This is a genomic window from Tannerella forsythia, from assembly GCF_001006485.1.
GTDB classification, from domain to species: Bacteria; Bacteroidota; Bacteroidia; order Bacteroidales; family Tannerellaceae; genus Tannerella; species Tannerella forsythia.
The window spans coordinates 1-4,372 of record NZ_JUET01000019.1; the positions used below are offsets into that span (position 1 = coordinate 1).

The 4,372-nt window shown below is 32.7% G+C and carries 4 protein-coding genes; 1 reads left to right on the forward strand and 3 read right to left on the reverse strand.

Translation table 11 applies throughout. The annotated features are described in order from the left end of the window. Positions 1 to 251 precede the first annotated feature (251 nt). The 3 genes from Tanf_RS00950 to Tanf_RS00960 form a co-directional block, all read right to left on the reverse strand. Positions 252 to 1,835, reverse strand: a complete 1,584-nt coding sequence (locus tag Tanf_RS00950) for a S41 family peptidase (RefSeq protein ID WP_014223566.1) — start codon at positions 1,833 to 1,835, stop codon at positions 252 to 254. 64 nt (positions 1,836 to 1,899) lie between these two features. Continuing rightward, positions 1,900 to 3,195: a radical SAM/SPASM domain-containing protein gene (locus tag Tanf_RS00955; RefSeq protein ID WP_014223565.1), complete on the reverse strand. Its 1,296-nt coding sequence runs from the start codon at positions 3,193 to 3,195 to the stop codon at positions 1,900 to 1,902. Between the two features lie 106 nt (positions 3,196 to 3,301). Further along, complete coding sequence (locus tag Tanf_RS00960) at positions 3,302 to 3,601, reverse strand: Cys-every-fifth RiPP peptide CefA (RefSeq protein ID WP_087879726.1); 300 nt, start codon at positions 3,599 to 3,601, stop codon at positions 3,302 to 3,304. Positions 3,602 to 4,159: 558 nt separating this feature from the next. On the opposite strand from Tanf_RS00960, the gene Tanf_RS00965 reads away from it, so the two are divergent. Beyond that, positions 4,160 to 4,372, forward strand: a 213-nt coding sequence (locus Tanf_RS00965) for a DUF4372 domain-containing protein (protein WP_046824575.1), incomplete at its 3' end; no start/stop codon positions are given.

The following is a 4,372-nucleotide window of genomic DNA, read 5'->3' on the forward strand; positions in this document are numbered from 1 at the left end:
CTAAAGAAAATGCTGGAAAAGATTAAGGAAAATCTTTTGCGTTCTATTTTTTACGGGTTTCTGCCAAAGGAAAAAATATACTTTTATTCCTTTTTATTCAAGAAAATCAATTGTTAAGGAGCGACTAAATAAAAAAATACAACTATTAATTTCAAAAAGCGGATATACTAACCCTTCTTAGCAAACAAAAACCAAATATCGAATTACATGTAAATCAATTCCAATTTTAATCGAGAATATATTCACAAGGACTATCTGCCTTCTGAATACATCTTTACTATCCAATCCCAACAAGCATCATTACCGACAAGAAAATCCGACCATTTATTTGGTATATAAACAGTAGGCCGAATATGAGACTCATCGCATTCATCCATATTGGGACGATTAAAAACCTTATGACTCACATAACCTTTTACCTTTGTATTCGGCAATTCCCAAGCCAATAAATCCCCGTAACTACAAGGTTTGTAAGAACTGTTACCACCAACCACTAGACCTATTTCATTATCAATCGATTCAGTCACAAGCATACCAGCACTACTATACGTATTGCTATTTTGGATAAAAATAACGTTACCATTAAAGACTTTATCGCTATCCGTATTTACAGTGTAGATATTTTCGTTTTTTTGAAATGGAAAAGAGTCTTTTTTTTCTGATAAATAGGATACATCATATAAGCGCCCTAACTCATAATCATCACCTTTATTGGATAAAATGTTTTTATATTTCTCTGATAGCAAGGGGTATTGCTGCTCCCATAATTTTGAAAACCGTATTTGAACTTTTGATTTATTTATTTCTTTTATAGGTTTTAGCCATGACAATAATTGTTTGCATAACATACTATTCCCCCCCCGATTATTCCTAACATCCACAACCAATGTTTTTATACCACCTGCTTCCACCTCTTTAAACATATTCTCTAAAAAGCTATCAAACCTTGGGTATAAAAGAATTTTTTTTTCTACTTCATCTGAAATATCCTTCCAGCCTATACCCCTACTTTGATAGTATTGCTGTAGAAGAGATTTTTGATCAATACAGGAATTAAATTGCAAGTAACAAATACTCTTATCAGAATATATTTTATAAATAAACGGCATTTTTGTATCTTGCCTAACAGAATTTCTGCAACTATCAGGTCGCTTCCATATAATATTAAGCTCATTCATATGTACTGGTTTTAATGTCATTCTAGTACTATCAGAAAATGTAAAGCATAAAGAAGAATCCGCAAAACAGTTCGATGTATTTTTCCATAAAGAAAAGACGGGTAAAACATTGACAACATTCTTATAAAAACAGAAAATATTATCACCGCTTATTAGAGTTTTAAAACTTTCTACTACCTTCAATATCGTGTGACCATTAACTTCTGAAATCTCCTTACCAAGATACTCTTCCATTCCTTCACTTATCCCTCTTAAATATATTTTTTTATCATCATCTAAGAAAACTGCGAATGGATATATCATACTTTTTTTATAATCAGGCAACAAAGTACTATGTCCATCTTTCAAATGAGAGAGTGCAGATTGTAAATAAAATCTAAAATCAGCAACACTCTTACACAAAGCCATCTTCGTATATCCGTCTTTTCTTAAACTATCAATGTCAATTGGTGGAGTATTTGAAAATGCAGGATGAGTCGTCTCTATCATATTTACAAACAAAAGAAAATCTTTCTGATAAACATTTCCATTTAAATATATATTTAAATCTTCCACTATCTTATTCGAATATTTATTAAATTGAATATTTTGTCCTTTTAACAAAAGAGAGCTCAATACACCAATCAATAAAACCATATTATAACGCTTTAACTTCATGTCTTTATGTTTAAATGTTTGAAAATTTGAAATTTGTTAACGCATGATCAGGAAAAGACGACGACTAATGCAAACCATCAATACCCCGGCTTTGCGCCCATAATAGATAACGTATGTCCAAGAAATCTTCTAACATGGATTTTGCTGGAATACAGCAATCTTCTTTTGTGTTTCTTAAATCTGTACAACCACCATCACAGGATGGAAATAAAACACAAGATCTACATTTCTCATCGAATAAAGCATCGTTTTTAATCATCATATCCGCAAATAATGCGTAATCAGTTATGATATCTGGTTTAAAAATACTACCTACAATTTTATCCTTTAAACCTAAATGATGCCAGCATTTATATAACTCTCCACTTGCACCCACAACAAAAGCATTTAAAGATTGACACATACACCCCTTTCCCACTCTTGTCGGATATAAAGAATGCGCATATACCCTGTTATTATAATATAGATTTTTAAGAAAAGACGCCTTACTTCTACTGTCATCGTAGCACTCTCCCAACTCCTCCCTCCCTATGTAATTCTTGACAAATGCAGGGTACAAATTCACTCGTTTATTATATTTTAAACGCAATAATCTATATAAAGGTTCATATTCTTTTGAGTTTTCCTGCAAAACATTCATTCTTACTGTTATATTAACCTTATTAGACACCGACAACAAGAGATCAATATTTGATAATATTTTATCAAAACTACCTTTTCCATTCACTAGATATCTTGTACTATCATGAGATTTTTTCGTCCCATCCAATGTGATTTGCATACCACCTATTTTAAGCTCATCTACAAAATCTACTATTTTATCTATATTATATCCATTTGTGATCATATATGAGCTATAATTATTTATGATTGCTTGCATATTATTTGACAGCTTTCGAATAACGTCTATTGCTAGAGTAGGCTCTCCACCATACCATATTACATTAAGCTTTTTAATATTTTTTTTTCGCTTCAAAAAATCAATAATGCCACTCTGAACTCTGTCGGTCATCTTCTTTTTAGCTTTATTACCTTCATAACAATAAGGGCAATTAAAATTGCACGCTTGCGTGGGGGCAATTGTCAATGACATAACGTCTGGATTAAACCTTTGAGTAATGGCGGATAACACTATTTTATTTCTTTCATTTTCATTTGATTCTACAATAAAACGTTTATCAAACAAAAAACGATATTGTCTATCTTTTGCTTCAATACAATTGGGATCATTTTTTATTTTTATAATAGTCTCATAACCTTCCTGATTCAACTTTACAAACATATTTGACAAAGAACTATATAACAGATATGCTTGTGCTTTTTCTGAATAATACATATAGTTATAAATACTCCATTCCATAATAAACAGTTTGTTTAAAGCGCCCAAAAAAACAGCCTTGCCAATATTTATATTGCAATAAATCAAACAACTATGCCTTTTTTTGAGCACACATTATACACTACACTTATGAATGAAATGCATCAATCCAGCAACCATCAACAGAACAAGCGTCAATGGGACACAATTGTACAGGACATGCGTTTCCACCACATGCGTTTATTAGACAACCGTCACCACCGCATGCATTACCTCCACATGCATCAGTTACACAAGCATCACCTCCACAGGCATTGCCTGCACAAGCATATACCCCTCCAATAAGAAAAGACTGTTCCATATGGGACAATTGACTTTTAGACAATCCATAGTCAATAACCTCAAAAGATTTTCCTTTTTTCAATCTTAGTTTTTCTAATTTTTTCATCACGGTAAAATTTTAATATGTCGGGAGCAAAGATAATTATCCTCCCTTTCTTGCTCCAATTTATACTCCGCTTTTCTAACGAACGGTAGCATTTTTCCTAACGAACGGTCGTTTTTTTCCGATAAACGGTATATTTGCCCTTAACTGCCGTTTCATAAATCCACACAAACACACGCTATCTTTATCCGGAAATACCGAGTGACTAATTGAAAAGACACTTATTCATTGCGCACTTTCACCGCCCCATAGAAAATACCTTTCAAAATATATCATTATATCGTTTTTATAATCCGCACCACTTGTTTTTAAAATCACTCATCCGTCGGCGAGCAACAGTATACAATTCGTCATCATATTGCATTACCACAATCATTTCTCCATTTTTATGTCGGACACTTTGCTTATGGTACAAATTTAGAATATACTTTTTATCATTATTGTCCACTAAAAATCGCTAAGCGTTCTTTTAGATTATTGATATTTAGATAATTGTAGAGAAAATCCGAGAGAACGGACTTGAATTGGCAAGGAGCACAATCTTTTTTCATATCTTATGATATGTTTAAAGATAAGTATGTATTCGCTCAACTTACATCCTTCTTGGATAGAAGCAAGTTTAATCGTATTGTTGCCAAGTATCAAGGCGACAAATACGTCAAGTCCTTCACCTGTTGGAATCAACTCCTCGCTATGATGTTTGGCCAGCTTTGTAATCGTGAAGGTCTTCGAGACCTCATAGTTGCATTGCAAGCACATCAAGAGAAGTGGTAC